12 protein-coding genes are annotated in these 15,637 nt (G+C 35.7%); 3 read left to right on the top strand and 9 right to left on the bottom strand.

The genetic code is table 11. The features are described 5' to 3' along the window. Positions 1-249: 249 nt before the first annotated feature. Complete coding sequence (locus tag K8B81_RS03355) at positions 250-555, top strand: hypothetical protein (protein ID WP_223678787.1); 306 nt, start codon at positions 250-252, stop codon at positions 553-555. Positions 556-691: 136 nt separating this feature from the next. Further along, on the top strand, positions 692-1,063 hold the full coding sequence (locus tag K8B81_RS03350; RefSeq protein ID WP_223678785.1) for a hypothetical protein: 372 nt from the start codon (positions 692-694) through the stop codon (positions 1,061-1,063). Positions 1,064-1,257: 194 nt separating this feature from the next. On the opposite strand, the gene K8B81_RS03345 is transcribed toward K8B81_RS03350, so the two are convergent. From K8B81_RS03345 to K8B81_RS03320, 6 genes are all read right to left on the bottom strand, one after another. After that, entirely contained in the window at positions 1,258-2,610 is a 1,353-nt protein-coding gene (locus K8B81_RS03345) for a DUF3526 domain-containing protein (RefSeq protein WP_223678783.1), read from the bottom strand. 1 nt (position 2,611) lies between these two features. Next, on the bottom strand, positions 2,612-4,048 hold the full coding sequence (locus tag K8B81_RS03340; protein ID WP_223678781.1) for an ABC transporter permease: 1,437 nt from the start codon (positions 4,046-4,048) through the stop codon (positions 2,612-2,614). A gap of 6 nt (positions 4,049-4,054) precedes the next feature. Further along, entirely contained in the window at positions 4,055-6,358 is a 2,304-nt protein-coding gene (locus K8B81_RS03335; RefSeq protein WP_223678779.1) for a TonB-dependent siderophore receptor, read from the bottom strand. Between the two features lie 28 nt (positions 6,359-6,386). Continuing rightward, the gene (locus K8B81_RS03330; protein WP_223678778.1) at positions 6,387-7,082 is read right to left on the bottom strand and encodes an ABC transporter ATP-binding protein; all 696 of its coding nucleotides are present in this window, start codon (positions 7,080-7,082) and stop codon (positions 6,387-6,389) included. A gap of 277 nt (positions 7,083-7,359) precedes the next feature. Further along, a complete protein-coding gene (locus tag K8B81_RS03325) occupies positions 7,360-7,713 on the bottom strand; it encodes a hypothetical protein (protein ID WP_223678777.1) in 354 nt (117 codons plus the stop codon). A gap of 112 nt (positions 7,714-7,825) precedes the next feature. Next, on the bottom strand, positions 7,826-8,200 hold the full coding sequence (locus K8B81_RS03320; protein WP_223678776.1) for a winged helix-turn-helix transcriptional regulator: 375 nt from the start codon (positions 8,198-8,200) through the stop codon (positions 7,826-7,828). A gap of 112 nt (positions 8,201-8,312) precedes the next feature. Between K8B81_RS03320 and K8B81_RS03315 the strand changes: the two genes are divergently transcribed. Continuing rightward, positions 8,313-8,924 (top strand): FMN-dependent NADH-azoreductase, encoded by a 612-nt coding sequence (locus K8B81_RS03315; RefSeq protein WP_223678775.1) that lies wholly within the window; start codon positions 8,313-8,315, stop codon positions 8,922-8,924. Positions 8,925-9,198: 274 nt separating this feature from the next. Here K8B81_RS03315 and K8B81_RS03310 read toward each other — a convergent pair whose 3' ends face one another. From K8B81_RS03310 to K8B81_RS03300, 3 genes are read right to left on the bottom strand one after another with little or no spacing between them, the layout of a single operon-like run. Beyond that, positions 9,199-10,935 carry a RagB/SusD family nutrient uptake outer membrane protein gene (locus K8B81_RS03310; RefSeq protein WP_223678774.1) on the bottom strand — a complete coding sequence of 579 codons (1,737 nt, stop codon included), beginning with the start codon at positions 10,933-10,935 and terminating at the stop codon, positions 9,199-9,201. Between the two features lie 30 nt (positions 10,936-10,965). Further along, positions 10,966-14,145: a SusC/RagA family TonB-linked outer membrane protein gene (locus K8B81_RS03305; RefSeq protein WP_223678773.1), complete on the bottom strand. Its 3,180-nt coding sequence runs from the start codon at positions 14,143-14,145 to the stop codon at positions 10,966-10,968. 20 nt (positions 14,146-14,165) lie between these two features. Continuing rightward, positions 14,166-15,635: a fasciclin domain-containing protein gene (locus tag K8B81_RS03300; protein WP_223678772.1), complete on the bottom strand. Its 1,470-nt coding sequence runs from the start codon at positions 15,633-15,635 to the stop codon at positions 14,166-14,168. Positions 15,636-15,637 lie beyond the last annotated feature (2 nt).

The raw sequence follows: 15,637 nt of genomic DNA, 5'->3' as shown, positions 1-15,637 counted from the left end.
AAAGATATTACCAATATTACCGTTAATTAATCGTGCTTATGAATGAATTTTACTCGTGAAAAAAGTTGATTAATCTATTTAGTTAATTGTGAAAAAACCGTAATTCGTTACGGTTTTTTTATGCTAAAAAAAGTATAATTTAATATAGGAACAGTAGCATTTTGCTTTTTTTTTATAACTTTAAATGTTGAATTAAAAAGCAATTTAAGCTAACTGTAAAATAAATTCTAACCTTTAATAATATAAGTCATGGTAATACATTATCAGGGAAAACAACACGGAAAAAGCACCAAATTCACTATCAGGATAATTGGTAATAATCTTTCAAAAAGCAGTTCAAACTACCAGATTGATTTGTTGGTAGGAGATAATCAATTACCATTGTTTACTTCTGAAATTCATCAGAGTTTGTCCAATTGCCTGAGAGAGATTTATTTGTTCAGAAAACATAACGGAATTACTTTTGATGAGTCTTCAGAAAAAACGGAAAAATTATTGGTGCCTTACGATAAGGTTTTGTATGATTATAATAAGTTTGCTTTGTTTAGAGCGTAATAGTAAATGAATAAATTAAAAAGACTGTCTGGAGTAGACAGTCTTTTTAATTTATTTTTATGGTAAACAATGTTTTGTAAAGTTAAAACAGAAGTTTCTACAAAAACTGTTGAAAAAATGATTAAATAATTAACATATGCAAACAGAATATTCATTTAGAGAAATTGTAAATAAAAGGGGGTATAATGTAAGTATAGTATTTGATATAGACCGTTTTAATAGCGAAGAAAGGAAATTAAATAATTATCATTATATTTATTCTGCTGATGATAGATGGAGATTGACTTGTGAGTTTGCAGTTAAGCTTTTTTTTGAATCTTTCGGAAGTGAACTCATTGAAGAAAGAATGATTATTAAAATACCTTTCATTGTTTGGGATCCTTTCCATACCGTAGATACTGTTGTCTTGTACTCAGTGATTAAAGGATTATCTGAAGCGTTTAATTTGAATTCTGATAAATTTGAGTTTAATAAAGAAGATAGAAAAATTTGTTTACCGTTAATGTAACTTGTACATAGGCGCTCTAGATTCGATAATGGTTCAGCCAGTCGTTCAGATATTGCGCCAACTATAACGTGGAGATTTTTTCCGTGTTTTAAAGAAGCTCTACAAAGATATAAAAAAGAAACCTCGCAATCAGCGAGGTTTCTTGTACTTACAGAGAATTTAAAGATAAATTCCCTCTAAATTGAGATTAATCCTTAAATTATCTGATAGTTTTTCCTGAAATTCATCAAGCCTAAACTAATCAATAGAAAATTGAACAATACTAGTGGTAAAAGAGCTTTTGTAAAATTGGTTTTCGAAGTATCTTCAAAAGTTTCTACTTTAAATTTAGACCAGTTTTCTTCGGTTACCGGAGCATTATCAAAGATTTTAGGGTAAAAATACAACCTCATTTTTTCATGGAATTCTTTTGTCTTTTCCATAAACAAAAGCTGGTTTTCCAAATCCGATTTTGCAATTGCATTCAGTTGAATCTGGGTATGCAAAGTCGGGATAAATTGCGCAATCGTCTGGCTCGCCTGATTTCGCTGTTTTAATTTGTTCTGTAATTCCTGAGACTGTTTGGCCGATTCGTCATCACCCATTTGCTGCATCGCATAATACCATAGCCAGCTGAATTCGGTATCCGGTAAAATATAGCTTTTGAACTGTGGGTAATGACTGTAGAATTTATCCATAGTCATTTTTTTATCCATATCCCATTTTTCGTGGTAGGCATTTCGTTGTTTCAGTGTCAGTTCTAATGCTTCGGGAACCGGGTATTTGTTTACAATATAAGTGTTAATGGTTGCCGGAAGAATAATAATCAGAAACAGCCAGATCGTCAATAAGATTACAGCATTGAAATTTGAATCTTTTTGAAGCGAAGCCATAAAAAAGCAAATGGCAAACCAAAAGAGAATGTACAAAATACTTATGATGTAAAAAGTGAGAAGTGAACTGTCAAATGGTATATTCAAAAGTACGACAGCCATAATAAGGATAATTGTCAGCAATGCAATCAAACTTAAAATCCGGATATAGAATAATTTTAAAATGTATAAAAACGTATTATCACTTTGTGTAGCTACGATTTTCCAGGTTCCGGATTCTCTTTCTTCTGAAACGATATTATAGGTAAAAGCAATAATCAGAAGCGGAAAAAGATAAACAAGTACAAAACTAAAATCAAGGTTTCCCAACAAAAGATTACCCGGATTATTGAGTTCCGAATCATATTTCTGACCTTCCAGACCTCTGATTGTAACGCTCTGAATCGACGGATTAACGTCACGCTGACCAATTGCCAGACTGTTGAGAGGGAATGTTTTGTTGACCAGTGAAAATTTTACATAATATAGTAAAAGCCCCATTTCGTCTTTATGAAAAGAAGCGTTTCGGGCAATGTGTTCTTTTTGATAAACCGCTGCTTCCGTGATATTTTTATGTTGCTTTTGCTGGAATTGCTGGCCAATTAAAAGACTGATAAATCCGATAATCAAAAGAAACAATAATCCAACTTTTGTTCCCTTAGAGCGGATAAAATTTTTAAATACTAATGCTAACATATTAAATGGCTTTTAAGTTTTTTGAAGCTAACCGGATTAAAATAAATAACAAACTCATCCAGAGGAAAAGTGAAACAACAGAGACCATTTCGTTTTTTAAAACGGTCAGAACTCCTTTGGGCTCATAATGAAATTCCTGAACTTCAGCCCAATGATCTTTGTCGATTACGGCCGGCTTGTCTTTTTTATTACTGATATATTTAATTTGCAAAGCATTCATTTTTTGCGCCATGTCATAGCGATAGGTTTCGGCTTGTTTTTGAAAATCGATGTATGAATCATAATCTGTATTAGATAATGCCATCGACAGGTTTTTCATCGCGATATACGGATTCAAAAATGATACTGCTTTTGAAAAACTGTTTTGTTTTTCGTAAACCTGAAGCAGATTTTCCAAATGTTTATTGTAGATATTCGAACTGATTTTTTCGCCTTCGGTCATGATAAAACCGGAATAATTAAAAGGAAGTTTCTGAACCGAGTCGACTTTATGAAACGCCAGTAAAGAATCCTTAATCGCTTTGTAATGCGGATCATTCGGATTATGACTGTCACCTTGTTTCAAAATATCTTTTTCGATATCGCTGTTGAACTTAATTTTCGAAGGAGCTTCGTAAATATAAGCGCCAATTGCCTGCGTGGTTCTCGGTAAAATAATTGCGATAACCAACCAAATCCCAATTAACGAAACCAACGCTTTTTTTGAAGTTTTGCAAGAAGCAGAAATCAAAACGGCAATAGCGCAAAAAAATAGCAGATATAGAAAATGAAACCCAATGAACAAGATCATTTTAAGGGTTTCGTCAAATGAAATGCTAAAGTTCTGAAGCAATAACCAGATGAAAACCAAAACGAGAATTGCCGGAATAAACAGCATCATAATGACAGAGGCGATTCCGAGTATTTTGCCTAATAAAAGCTGTTTCCAGTTGATACCCTGACTCAAAAGCAGTTTTAGTGTTCCGTTTTCCCTTTCGGCTGCGACCGAATTAAATCCGAGGAAAAAAATCAATAACGGTAATAGAATTTGTAAAATCATAGCAGTACTGATTTCTCCAAAACGAAGCATGCTGTTCGAGAATCCGGCTTCAGAAAAATTGGCTGTATTTTGCTTATGCGCTTCGAGAAATATAGCATTTCCAAAAAAAGGTTCCATTCCGAATTCAAAAACGCTCAGTGAAGTGCTTTTTCGAAAAGCAAAATTGCCGTAATGTGCCATTCTGTGCGGATTCTTGTCAGGATTTTTCAGCCAGTCTTCGCGGGATTCATGTTGGTATTTTTCACTGGTTTCGTTTTGATTTCTATAGTTTTTCCAGCCTGATAAAACGGCGTAAACCAATAAAAGACCAATAAAAAGTGTGATGATGTAAACAGCCTTGTTTTTAAAAGCTGAATTTTTTAAATGTTTTGCAATTAAAATTTCTACGTGTAAAGACATGCTTTGTTAAAATTTATAAGTTACGGTAAGCGTCGCATTTCGTGGTGCACCGGGAAATAATCGAAGGTAGTTTTGCGCGCCAAGCCAATAGGTTCTGTTAAAAACATTACCCATGTTCATAGCAATCTGCATGTTGCTTTTAGTGGGTTTGTAATAAACCGCGGCGTCAAAAATGGTAAAATCCGGAATTGTAAAATCTCTGGTAAACCACGGAATTTTGCTGCTTTGGTATTGCATTCCCGCTCCAATTCCGAAATTATCCAGAGCAGAATCAGATCTGAAATTGTAACGTGTCCATAAGTTGGCACTGTTTTTCGGCGTATTTTGTTTTCTGGCGCCAATTAATGAAGCATTGTGATCATTGGTAATTTCAGCATCAATATAACTGTAAGAAGCGTTAATTTGCCAATCCGGAATAATGTAACCTGCCAAATCACATTCAAAACCACGGCTTCTTTCTGCTCCTCTTGTTACCAGTAAATCAGGATTTACGGGGTCATTTGCATTCATCAAAATATTGCGCTGGTTGATTTCGTAAACAGCCGCGTTAAAACTCATGGTGTTATTTAAGAAAGTAGCTTTAATTCCGACTTCCTTTAGATTACTTTCCAACGGATCAAACTGGCTTCCGGCAGGTAAACTTCCGGTTTGTGGCATCAAAGTCACTGTGTTCGACTGTGGCTGATAGCCTTCAAGATAAGTCGTATAAACATTAATTGAATTGTTTACGGCATACGTTATCCCAACTCTTGGCAGCAAAACCGATTTTTTTACAGTAAGTTCGTTGTTGGCTTTATAATTCGTAATATCCTTGAACCATTCGTTTCTTAAACCCAATAAAAAGGTAAATTTAGCCCACTGAATCTGATCCTGAATATAAATAGCGTTCGTTGTCGTTAAAGCCGATGGTAGTGCTGTTCTAACATTCAAAGTATAATCTTCCGGACTTGTAACGGTATATTTTGGATTGTTCAAATTGAAATAAGTTACATTTGGTTTCGGCATAACAACTCCGTCGATAGTGATTGTTTGATAATTTGCAGCATTTGCCAAAACGAAAGAACCTGCAACAGTGCCGTCATTTAAGAGATAACCTCTGGCTGCATTTTGACCGCCGCCTATGTTTTTGTTCCAGCTACTTAAATCGTATCCTGTCAATAATTTATGGGTCAGTTTTCCGGTTTTTAGATCGAAATTTAAGTAAGCGCTCAAATTGTCGATATCCCAGTTTTGCTGACGCTGTACAAACTGCATCATCGCCAGGCTCGTTACAGGCTGATTATTCATGTCAACGGCAAAGGCATTAGTGGTTCTGTGTTCCTGAAGATCTTCTGTCCAGGTTTGTTTCATGTACGAGGTATTGAAACTAATTTTAGAACTGAATTTATGCGCGAAATTCGTCATCAGAATCATTTCTTTAGACCTGAAAAAATCACTCGGAGCACCCAGATTCAAACTTATTGGGGTTTTGTTTAAATCTGTCACTCCGGCAACGGCACCAAAAATAGGCTGTCCTCTGTCGAGAATTCCTTTCATATCGCTCAGAATCAATTCAGTATTGATAGCCGTTTTTTCATTCGGAATATAACTGAAAGATGGCGAGATCAGGAAGGATTTATTATTAACCAGATCACGGAACGATTTGGCTTCCTGGTAAGCACCGTTTACACGATATAATAATGTTTTGGATTCGTTTAATGGACCTGTAAAATCCAGAGTTCCGCGCAAAGTGCTGAAACTTCCAACACTCATGCTGACCTCTTTATGTTCAGTTGCCAAAGGTTTTTTGGTCACCAGATTGATGCTTCCACCCGGATCTACTGATGAAAACGTAGCACTCGAAGGTCCTTTTATTACTTCCACACGTTCAATATTGGTGGTGAGTGGCTGTAAAAAATAATATTGACGAGTTCGCATTCCGTTGATGATTTGGCCTTCCTCATTTTGACTGATACCGCGAATCGTATATTGATTGTAATAACTCGCCGGAATAACACCGCTTGTCATTTTTACGGCATCGGCCAGATAAAAAGCGGCTTTATCGGCAATTAATTCCTTGGTTACGGTCGAAATAGATTGTGGAATATCTTTGTTTAATGCTGCCGTTTTTGTCGCTGCAAAAGAATAATCGCTGTAATATTTTTTGGTTGAACGGCCAATGATTTCAACGGTTTGGAGTTCATTTCGCTTCACTTCCGTTTCAATAGAATCCTTGGCAATGCTATCCTTTATTTTTTCGTTAATCGTTTGGGATTGTATAGATGGTATGCCTAATAAAAATAATAAGGCAAATAAAAATAGATGTTTCATTTTGGTTGATGGAAATCCTGATTTCCTTTTAAACAGTTTGTAAGTACAAATCTTCGAGTTCATTGGCAGAGATTTTTTCGGCTTCGATAACGGTTACCAGATTTCCCTGTTTCATAATGCCAATGTGTGTTGCGACTTCCCTTGCTCTGAAAATATCGTGTGTCGCCATTAAGATAGCTGTTCCATCTGCCGAAAGTTCTTTTAAAATCTGTGAAAATTCGTTTGAAGCTTTAGGATCCAGACCACTTGTAGGTTCATCGAGCAAGAGTACTTTTGCTTTTTTTGCAATAGCAATGGCGATGCCTACTTTTTGGCGCATTCCTTTTGAATAACCACCCAGATTTTGATCGTGAGCTGTAATCTGTAAACCAGCTTTGGTTAAAAAATAAGTCAGTTCTCCGGTTGAATATTTAAATCCGGCAAGGGAAGAAAAGAATTTCAGGTTTTCCAGACCAGTAAGATTTGGATATAACATAACTGTTTCCGGAATGTAAGCCACATCTTTTTTAGTTTTATCAGCATCGGTAACGACCGAAATATCATTTATTTTAATCTCGCCTCCTGTAGGTTTTATAAATCCGAGAAATAAGTTTATGGTAGTAGTTTTTCCGGCACCGTTTTGTCCTAATAGTGCAAAAATTTCACCTTTGTTGATGGTTAGATTTAAAGCGTTTAAAGCAATTTGGTCGCCGTATTTTTTAGTCAGGTTTACTGCTGTGAGCATAATGTATGGATTTGGAAAATTATTATTTTTTAAATAGATATAGCTGTTTCAGGTCGTTCCATAGGGACGTCCAGAGCTATTTTATTAAATGTAAAGAGGGAAGTGTTTACTGAAACGATTTTGTTTAAACCAGAAAATAACATGATTGATCAAATTTGCTGATGGAATCTATTCGCCAAAATAGATTTCATCAGATCAATATCTGAAATAGCATACATTGCCTTTTGTCCGAAACAAAAAGAATGATTTTCAACATTTAAATAGTAAATCCGGTAAACTAAAATAGGGCAGGGGGTGCTCTTAAAGCAAAGAGACTGCCTTTGAAAAACGTTGAGGTTGCTTTGCTGTAAAAGAAAACAGCCGAAGTAACAACGTTTGGTTTATGAAATGAAAAAGTATGAAATGAATTTGAAATAAATGTGCTGAATGTAAAATGACAAACAGGACAATTCGTATCGACAGCATGACTATGCGTTATCTGTTTTTGATTGGGAGTGTATTTATGGTCGCAATGTTTCTCGTGGATTTGCGTGTAAATATGCTCATAAGAATGAATAGTCTGAAAAAGCATTGCGAACAACACCATTAAAGACATGAAAAGATTAATTAGTAAAAATTTCTTTTTATTCATTCTCGATTTGGAAATCTTAGCAGCAAATAACGCAACTAGGTTGCAAATATAGAGATCTTATTTTAAAATAAAAGCAAATCATTTTATCTTTTTAAAAGCTTAATCTAACAAACTATTTTCCAATGATTTCTTTCCGGTGTAAAGTTCCCCAGTCTTTTAAGGCCATTATGACATTTCCCAAAGATTGACTGTGCAATGTTCTGCGGTATTCAACAGTTGGTGGAAAAGTGTCGTAAACCGTTCTTATAACCAGTTTATTTATTTCCAGATCTTTGAGTTCTTTCGACAGCATTTTATCGGTAATTCCATCCAGATCTCTTGAGATTTCCTTGAATCGTTTGGGACGATCAGACAAAGCAATCAGTATTGGCAATTTCCATCTTCCGTTCAGTACTTCCAGAGCATCCCTTACTGGTAATAAGGCACTTAAACAGGATTCTTTTGAACAGGTTTTATCCTCGCATGTAGTTGTGTTTTCGCTTGTCATTTTGATCTTGCTTACGTTACTATCCTCAACGATAGCGCTATCCTTGGGGATAGTACTATAAAAGAGATAGTAAATGTAAATAAGTTTGTGTAGTAAACAAAATAAAAATAGCATGAGCAAAATAATTCTGAATATCGTCACAAGTATTAAGGGAGATGCTTCCTTTAGTAATAAATTATCGAACGCAGTTATTGAAAAACTGACAATCGCCTACCCGGAAATCGAAGTACAGACACTCGATCTTTCAAAAACACCTTTGCCTTATCTGGATGAATCACAAATTGGGGCATTTTTTACGCCGGTCGAACTGCAGACATTAGAGCAAAAAATGGCCATTAAAAATTCTAATGATGCTGTTCAAAAATTAATGGATGCAGATATTATTGTAATAGGCGTTCCGCTTTACAATTTTGGAATTCCGGCGGTTTTAAAAGGCTGGGTAGATCAGATTTCAAGAGCGGGAGTAACATTTAGCTATGCAGACGGATATCCAAAAGGACTCGTAACGGGTAAAAAAGTGTATTTGTCTGTAGCTTCAGGGGCAATATTTTCTGAAGGCCCGTATAAAAGTTATGATTTTGCAGAGCCTTATTTACGTGCTGTTTTGGCTTTTTTAGGAATGACAGATGTAACAACCTTTCGTGTAGAAGGAACTTCAATACCGGATTTTGCAGAAAGTGCATTGCCAAAAGCTTTAAAAGCCGTAGAAGAATTTTCGTTTTAAGATTAAAAAAGTAAAAATCCTCCAATCAAATAGTTTGTTTAGAGGATTTTTTATGGGTTTGAATGGCAACTTTATAAGGGATTTCGAGTAATGTAAAGAAGTAAAAAAAGTCTGTGATGAATTTCTAAAATGAATTTGTCAATTTTGAGATTGCATACTTAAAATGGTTTACTCTTGTAATAGCTTCTGAAGAGCAAAAAACCTTAGCTGTGATATTTTGCTAAGGTTTTTTATAAGAAATAGGTTGGGGGACTATTTCTTTTATTGTAAAGTTTTACCAGTTAAAAGGTAAATACCAATTGTTGACATTCATTAGTTTAGATCGTACATTCGCAGCATTTGCATTTCCTTCTCCTTTAAGTTTTTCAAATACTTTATCCGCTAAAAAAGCAGGGTCATTTCTACGTAAAGAAATACGCACCAGGTCTTCCCAGCGATTTCCTTCATACGCTAATTCTAAAGCGGCTTCATCAATGATATTATTTTCGATTGATGTTAAACTGTCTCCAACAACAGTTGCTCTCTGAAGTCTCGCACGGCCACGAATGCCACCCCCACGGTGCCAGATTGCTCTAAAAGAGGGAAAGTCGCCCTGACGTGCATCAAAATCATATGGAAAAGGTTGTTTGGTTTGCTTAATATCTGTTGCATCTCCAGTAGCATTATTGTATCCTGCTGGGGTATAGGCTTCTTGTATGCCAAAATTTAAAAGGGCATCAGCAATTCTGTGTTGATTGTCTCTGTTGGCTGCTTCTGCATAACGCAGATGTAATTTGGCTGCACGGTATAAAAACCAGTCACCATCTGTTTTAAAGGTATTGGCTGCAGCTTCATACTTATAAATATATTTCATGATGACAGGTTCGCCTCCCACCATTTTATAAGTGAATTTTTGCCCACGCGCATCGTAAGGGAAACCATTGCTTTGTGTGTTGCTTTGCCAAAGGTCTATTGCTCGTTTAGATGGTTTTGCTAAATACTTTCCGCCTGTTTTTGAAAAAATTTCGATAAATGGATTTTTTGGTGCAAAATCACTATCAAAAGGCAATGACCAAATCCATTCTGTGTTCCACAATACATCCCTGTCTCTTCCAAATATGGATCTCCAGCCTTGCGTATTGTTATCTACCAATGTTGTGGCGTCCTGTTCGTAATATCTTAAATAACCTACTGCTAAGTCATTGTTTGTCACAACTTCAGCATATTTAATTCTATACATATCCACATCGTTTTTTGGTGTTCCGGTTTCCATTACATTCTTGTAATGCATGGCGGCCTGCAGGTAATTTCCTTTCCAAAGTTGTAAATCGCCCAATAAACATTCTTTATTGATGAAAAACTTCTCTGTATTATAACCGTCCACAGTTACTAATAAGCTGCTGCCTGATTCGTATATTTTTTTATACTTCAATCCTTCAGTAAAGTTTATCAGTTCATCCAAAAGCTGATTAAAAGAAAGTCTTGGAAATTTACTAATATTCTTAACGTCTTCTAGGTTTGCCAAAGGTTCTGTGATGTAAGGCACAGTACCATACTGAATTCCTAGTTGCAAATAAATCCAGGAACGGATACAGGCAACATCTGCATAGTGCTGTTCGTATTGTGATTGCGTAAATTTCTTTTCGGCAACCATAATGTCGAAATTTTTAAGGGCGTCATTACAGTTTTGAATCACCAGATAAAAGTCTTTTGGACTTACATATGGGTTTTCTGCCGAAATATTTTGTTCTGAAAGTTCTTTTAAATAAGGATCAGAATTATTGGTTGTTGTCATCAAATCTGCACGCATTTCGTTAAGGATAACGTACTTCTTTGCAAGCCCCATAAATTTTCCATAAATCCCAATAACAGCAGCATCGGCATCATATACATTGCGGTACATTTGCTCTTCAGCTACTTTATCCTGAGGCTCTACATCCAGATATTGCTCACAAGAGCCAAGGCTCAGTAACAGCACTGAAACCCATAACATGGCTTTGGTCGATTTTTTTGTTCTTATTGTTGTTGTCATTGGTTTGTTCTGTATGTTGTAATAATAATTTTAAAGTCCTAAGCGTAATCCAACCTGATAGTTTGTAAACTGAGGAACCAAACCAATATCTGCTCCCTGTCCAAAAATAGATGAAGTAGCACTAAATTCAGGATCATATCCAAGATATTTGGTGAAAGTAACCAAATTGTTGGCAGTAGCGTACAGTTGAATAAATTTGAGATACTTGCTGCTCATTGGAATATTATATCCTAATACTAAGGTTTTCAATCGTAAGTAAGAACCATCTTCAATCCATCTGTCTGAAAATTCAGCATTGCCCATTGGGTCTCCCCAGGTTGCTTTTGGCATGTCTGTTTGCTGACCTTCGGCCCTCCATCTGTTTGCAACAGCTATACTTTGATTTTCATATCCACTCATTTTTTCAAGATTGTAACGTACTCCATTATAAAGATCATTACCAACAGAGAAATTAAACAAAGCCTGTAAACTAAATCGCTTGTATGTAAAGTTTGTACTGAAACTTCCTATTACATCCGGATTCGGGTTTCCGATAACCATACGATCTTTATCATCAATTACTTTGTCTCCGTTAATATCTGTAAAGCGGATGTCTCCAGCACTAAACGGAACTAAGCTGCCATTTGTTAAACGTCTTGATAGCCCTTCAGCATTAGCTTCAGCAGTTGTACTGTACACTCCATTACTATTTAATCCGTAAAATAAATTGGCATCTTTACCAACAGAAGTTAAGTAAGTAGCTCCGCCAAATTGCGTAAGAATATCGCCGCTTGGCAGACTTTCAACTTTATTTTTATAATGGCTAACATTAAATCCAAAGTCAAAAGTAAAGTCTTTAGTGTTGACAACACGTGCATTCAAAGCAAGTTCAGTTCCATATGTACGCATTGCGCCACCGTTGGTAACTACATAATCAAATCCGCTTTCAGCAGCGATTGTTTCGTAGGTAATCATGTTGGATGTTTTATTTAAATAATAGTCAACAGAAAGATTGATACGTTCTTTGAACAAGCCTAAATCCATACCTAAATTCTTTTTTAAAACGGTTTCCCATTGCAAATCAGGGTTTCCAATATTACCACGAACCAAACCTTGCATTCCCAATAAATTTTGAGAAACATAATACGTTTGAGCCGTATAATTACCAATATCATCGTTTCCGCTTGTACCGATACCAATTCTGAGTTTAAGATAATCGATGTCTTTTATATCTTTCATGAAATTTTCTGATGATACTAACCATGCACCTGAAATTGAAGTCATCAAGGCATATTTACTTTTTCCTGTTGCTGCATCATCTCCAAAACGGCTTGAACCATCTACAGCATAACTTGCGGTTAGAAAATATTTATTACGGAAATTATAATTTCCATTAGCATACATATTCATCCAGTTCGATTCACCTAACGCTCCACCTACCTGGCGCAACAAGTTAGAACCTGCACCCACGCTTGTAAAATCATCAGTAGAAGAATTGTATCCTAAACCTAAATCGCTTTCTGTTTTATTGGTCAGAGCCCTGAATCCGAAACGGACATCTAAATTATGGTCATTAGAAAAGTTTTTCATATAACTCGCAAAAGTGTCTGTATAAAGGCCATTATAAATCTGAACTTCGCTTCCTGATTGGTTTTTACCAATAGCGGTAGGCAAGATAAGATCTGCAACTCCCATATCCGGAAGAAAAAATGATTCTCTTTCTTTATTATAATTCAAACCAACTATTGAAGTAATATTCCATGCTTTATTTAGGGCATAGTTAAATTTTAAGTTACCAAAAAAGCGATAGTTATTATTTTTGGCAAATCCATTTGCCAGAATAGCATTTGGGTTACTTACATTAAAGTAGTCTGTATCAGCAAAATTAGGAGAAACTTCTCCGGCATCGCTAACATCATTATAAGTTAAAAAAGGAGATTTTGTCAATGCTAAATACAGCGGACTTGTTTTATAAGCGAAACCTTGATTCCACTGATTTTGCTGATTGTCAATAAAAGAAAGATTAGCATCTATAGTTAGTTTTTCGGTTAATTTCAGAGCAGCATTTAAGCGAACGCTATAACGTTTAGCATTTGTGCCTGTAATAATTCCCTGGCTGTTCAAGTAACCAACAGACAAACCAAACTTTGCAATATCGTCACCTCCACGAACTTTTAGGAAATAATTTTGATTATAACTGGATTTAAAAACCTGGTCCTGCCAATTGGTCTGGTTATGGTATTGGTAATATCCAGGAGAACCAACAAGGTCATTCATATAAGGCAAATCAGCAATTTGCTGCTGTGACAAACCACGGCTTGCTTCTAGCTGAGAGATGTGCGTACGATAAGCATCAGCACCCAAAAGTGGTAATTCATCCGGAGTTTGGTTAACACCTCCATACATCGTGAAATCAATTTTGGTTGATAACTCGCTTGCTCTGGTTGTTGTTATGTTTATCACACCATTGGCTCCTTTTGTCCCGTATAATGAAGTACCGTCTTTAATGATAGTTACGTCTTCGATATCCTTAACATCAATATTTGTTAAAGGAGAAGAACTGTTGTTTTGTATGATTCCGGAACCATAATCTTCATCGTCATAAATCATTCCATCTACAATAATTAAAGGTCTGTTACTGCCATATAATGAATTAAAACCTCTCAAGGCCAGATAACTTCCAGCGTTGGGGGCACCGGAATTTCTGACACTGTTTAGTCCAGCTGCTCTGCCCTGAAGAAATCCAGCAACAGATTCGGTTACAGAACTGGACCATTGATCTTTTTCGAAGTCAACAACACTGGCTGCATTGGTATTGTTATACTGCATTACATTTCCTGATGGCAAATTTGCTATCTGATAGGTAGCAGAGTAGTTGGTTTCATTTAAGAATATTTCTAAACCTGTTTTTCTGTTTTTGATGGGATAAACTTTAGTTTGAAAATCCTGACCACTTATGGTAAGAAGTACTCCTAAATTGGGTACATCAATTTCAAAACTACCGTCATCTTCTGTAATGGCTGCAGAAAACCCTTCAACAGCAATGTTGATTCCTGATAGCGGTGCTTTCGTTTTTGCGTTTTTGACAACACCCTGCACTAAAATTCCCTGTATTTTTTTCTGAGGAGCTGTTGCAGTTGAATCCTGAACTTCCTGGGCGTATAATTGCGTTTCAAGACTACCGGCAAAAAAGAGGCTTACAAGGCAAGTTAGTTTTATAATTTTTAACATAATTAACTTTTTATAAAATATTATTTAACCTGAGGTTCAAATTTCAAATAATCAAGAGTCAGGGCACTAGTTGTTTTTGTTCCTCCTATTAAGGAAATTAGTCCGCTATAGCCTGCAGTAGTGTATTCGAATTCTCCTATTTCTACCTCTTCATAATTATTAAGTGGTACAATAACAAGAGGAAACGTTTTTGTAATATTTTCAACTGGGAATCCCGTAGCAGTTGGATTGACTAATCCTCCAATGGCCAATTTTTGTTCAAAAAGATTGGCTGTTCTGTCGTTTATGGCTCTCCAGGATATTTTATATTTTGTACTAAACATATCATTTGCTCCATAAAATAAGGTAAACTGAGCCAGATTAGGAAGTTCTACCATAAGGTCATTGTAAAGACCATCTGGATAAAGCGGACTAGTTGGCCCTTTTTTATCACGATAGAGCATTCTGCTTCTAACTCCATAATATCCGGTGTTGTTTTCACCCTGAATTATGGTAGTAACCAGACGTTTTTCCAATTTAACATCTACTTTTTTCATGATGTAAACAATACCGTTACTTAACACAATTGGCTCTCCTACAATCAGTGTTTTGTCAACGTCAAATTCAACACCAAATCTGGATGTCAACTTCTGCGGTAGTTCATCTTTTGTATAGGCTTTTGGAAAAACCATGTCTCTTACTGTAAAGTATTTAGAATAAATGGTAGTTAAATCTAAAGCAGGATCGACAGAGGGTTTATTCAGATACGGTTTCATTTTGGTTACTTCGGCATCGAAACCATCATTTTCCATTAAGAAAAGCGTATAAGAGTTCTTCTCGTTATTAAGATTATAAACATTCTTTAAAAATGAGTTAGATAAGGAATCTGCAAGGAATCCCGGAGCAGCCTCCAGTTTTGCAATAGCATCACTATTGTAAATACTAAATTCTTTTAAACTCAGTAAATAATTACTCATTGCCGAAGTACTTGCTTGTGAAGTAACATATTCCCAAATGTTTAGTTTTGGCGCAAGCGCCTTATTGATAATATGAAATACGCCATTGGCAGCATAATGATCTGCTGTGACTATTGTTGCATCGCCTATTGCTTTGGTTCCTTTGAATGTTAGGTATTTATCACTTAACATTTTGATTCTTTCTTCATCAGTATTTCTTACGGATGAATAAGAAGTTAAAGCAATATGATTTTCAACAAATTTTTTCAGTGCTTCCGGATTATTTAAGATTGTTGTACTAACGGCTTTCACAGCCTCGTTTGTTGGTACAAAAACAGTATAGGTTTTAGAGGCTGCTAATATTTTGTCATAGCCCGTTTGAGTTAATAATTTACCAAATTCAGCTGTTTCTGGTGTAGTACTGATAGCCTCATTTAGTGTCACATTTAAATTTGCATCACCATTACCTTCTTTATCATCCCACGGACTGGAACATGAAACCAATCCGATTGTGAGAATGACAAAAAGAAGTTTTATATATTTTAATAAAGTCATTT

Origin of the sequence: Flavobacterium hibisci (assembly GCF_020026925.1) — a bacterium.
Classification (GTDB): domain Bacteria; phylum Bacteroidota; class Bacteroidia; order Flavobacteriales; family Flavobacteriaceae; genus Flavobacterium; species Flavobacterium hibisci.
The sequence above is the reverse complement of the archived record's forward strand: the minus strand, read 5'-3'. Positions and strand labels throughout refer to the sequence as shown.